The organism is Kosmotoga sp., assembly GCF_982836095.1.
Genome location: NZ_CEYIHJ010000056.1, coordinates 7354 through 9961 on the forward strand (window position 1 = coordinate 7354; position 2608 = coordinate 9961).

Annotated in this window: 5 protein-coding genes; 1 reads left to right on the plus strand and 4 read right to left on the minus strand. The window is 43.8% G+C overall.

Annotation, left to right across the window (positions count from 1 at the left end):
• The 4 genes from AC3LHT_RS05280 to AC3LHT_RS05295 form a co-directional block, all read right to left on the minus strand.
• Positions 1-497 (minus strand): PLP-dependent aminotransferase family protein (locus AC3LHT_RS05280; protein WP_488662185.1); only part of this gene is annotated, 497 nt, incomplete at its 3' end.
• Position 498: 1 nt separating this feature from the next.
• The gene (gcvH, locus tag AC3LHT_RS05285; protein WP_290644878.1) at positions 499-873 is read right to left on the minus strand and encodes a glycine cleavage system protein GcvH; all 375 of its coding nucleotides are present in this window, start codon (positions 871-873) and stop codon (positions 499-501) included.
• Between the two features lie 21 nt (positions 874-894).
• A complete protein-coding gene (gene gcvT / locus AC3LHT_RS05290) occupies positions 895-2007 on the minus strand; it encodes a glycine cleavage system aminomethyltransferase GcvT (protein ID WP_488662186.1) in 1113 nt (370 codons plus the stop codon).
• A gap of 6 nt (positions 2008-2013) precedes the next feature.
• Positions 2014-2229, minus strand: a complete 216-nt coding sequence (locus tag AC3LHT_RS05295) for a putative signal transducing protein (RefSeq protein WP_290644874.1) — start codon at positions 2227-2229, stop codon at positions 2014-2016.
• A gap of 150 nt (positions 2230-2379) precedes the next feature.
• On the opposite strand from AC3LHT_RS05295, the gene AC3LHT_RS05300 reads away from it, so the two are divergent.
• The coding region (locus AC3LHT_RS05300) for a 6-phosphofructokinase (RefSeq protein WP_488662187.1) at positions 2380-2608 on the plus strand (229 nt) is incomplete at its 3' end.

Sequence of the window (2608 nt, forward strand, 5' to 3'; positions counted from 1 at the left end):
TCTGGGTGGAGGGCTCTCGAAATCAGAATCTTGTTTCTGCCATTAACACGCACTGCCATTAAAGCGGCTTCAGCCACGGCAGTTGCTCCGTCATACATCGAGGAGTTTGCCACTTCAAGCCCGGCCAGTTCCGCTATCATTGTCTGAAATTCAAACAATGCCTGCAACGTACCCTGGGATACTTCAGGCTGATACGGAGTGTATGCGGTGAGGAATTCTCCTCTTGAGGATAAAGCACGAATTACAGAAGGAATGTAATGATAATAGATTCCAGCACCGCGGAAGACCGCTACTTCATTTAAATTGAGGTTTTTTTGGGCCAGGGTTTTCAGTTCACGTGCCACGCTGAACTCATCAGAGCTATTGGGCAACGCCAGATCGAAATCGAAGACTCGCGGAACATCGCTGAAAAGGGCTTCAACACTCTTCACACCTATGGTTTCAAGCATTTTTTGTATTTCGGCATCTGTATGCGGTATGTATGAAAAGTGGCTCATTTTAGGCCTCCTCTTCTTCACAGAACTTTTTATACTCCTCCTCGTCCATCAGTCCATCAAGTTCAGCGGGGTCACTGAATTCCATTTTAAAGATCCAGCCGCTTTTTTCAGCATCACTGTTTATAGTTTCCGGGGCGGCGTCTAATTCTTCATTGACTTCAAGGATTTTCCCGGAAAGAGGGGCATAAACATCACTTGCAGCCTTTACGGACTCTACCGAGCAAATCGTTTCGCCTTTGGAAATTTCTTTTCCAACTTCGGGAAGTTCTACATAAACGATGTCTCCAAGATGCTCCTGAGCGTAATTAGATATACCTACCGTTGCCACATTTCCTTCAACAAGAACCCATTCATGAGTTTTTGCGTATTTTTTCATGTTACTCCTCCTTTCGGTTTTTCAGGCCTTTGATTTAACTGAACCTCTATAAAAAGGTGTTTTTATTACCTGTGCTTTAACCAGTTTGTTCCTGATCTTGACAAACACTTCGGTTCCGGTTTTCCAGTAGCCCTTTTTCAAATAAGCCAGTGCGAGTCTTTTTCCGGTTGAAGGGGAAAGCATGCCACTGCTCACCCAGCCGATATTCTCGTCGCCGGCGAAAATTTCATATCCATGCCTGGCTATTCCTTTATCGATTATTTCTATGCCTCTGAGTCTCTTCTCAAGACCCTCTTCACGCTGTTCAATCAAAGCCTGCCGTCCATAGAATTCTTTCTCAAATTTTACAGCCCATTTTAGCCCTGCTTCAAGGGGGGTGATCTCATCTGTGAGTTCATTTCCATACAGCATATAACAGGCTTCAAACCTAAGAAGGTCTCTTGCACCAAGACCTGCTGGTTTTACGCCATAAGGAGTCCCAATTTCGAGAATTTTCCTCCATAGGGGAACGGCAGCTTCTGTGTCTACATATAGTTCGAAGCCGTCTTCGCCTGTATACCCTGTTCTGGAAACCAGGCAATCGATTCCATTTACTTTCCCATGAATAAAATGGTAAAAGGGAATTTCATCAAGCTTTACCTGTGAAATTTCTTTGAGGATTTCCTCAGCTTTTGGCCCCTGAAAGGCAAGCTGGGCTGTTTTGTTTGAGATGTTATCCAATGTAATGGAAAAGTCCCTATCCTTTGCCCTTTCAAGAACCCAGTTGAAATCTTTATCGATATTTGAAGCGTTTACAACTAGCAACACTTCACTGTTACTGATTCTATAAACCAGTAGATCGTCAACCACGCCACCTTTTTCATTGCACATTGGCGTGTAACAAATCTCACCATTTTTAAGGGTGGAAACGGAGTTTGTAACCAGATAATCTGCAAAGGCAATTGCATCTTTACCTTTAACTGAGATTTCACCCATGTGTGATACGTCAAAAAGCCCCGCCATAGTTCTTACAGCCCTGTGCTCTTCCATTATTGACTCGTATTGCACAGGCATATCCCAGCCGCCAAATTCGACCATTCGTCCACCAAGCCGGAGGTGTTCCTGATAAAGAGGCGTTCTTTTAAGGTCTCCCATTTGCTGTTACTCCTTTCCCTTATATTCTTCAAGAATCTTCTTTGCTTTTTCCAGCATTTCATCAGGCACAAGTATGTCCGTAAGCGAACCTTCACCAAAGTAAATCGTATCAGTGTAAACAATGTGCGAAGGTCTCAATTCCACTTCAATGCCTTCGTTTTCGAGAATGCCTTTAATCAGCTCTGCTTCATGGCGCTGAATAGCTTCTTTGAGCTTTTTCATGGCTTTCACCTCGCTTCCGATTAATTATAGCACCGACTGACAAGCTTCGTTAATCAACATAAAGTCTCAGCTTAAATGAGATATGGCGATTAATGTGCTATAATCGCGCCGGATTTAACTTTACTTTGGTATGCTCAGGAGGTCGATGGCATGGTAAAGAAAATTGCAATACTTACAAGCGGTGGTGATGCACCCGGAATGAACGCCGCGGTTCGTTCGACTGTGAGAACAGCGGTAACTGAAGGCTATGAAGTGATTGGCATAAAACGGGGTTATTCTGGTCTTTTGGATGAAGATATGTTTGAAATGAATTATTCTTCGGTCGGCGGTATTATGGAAAGAGGTGGGACTATTCTTCAGACTTCGCGTTGCGATGAAT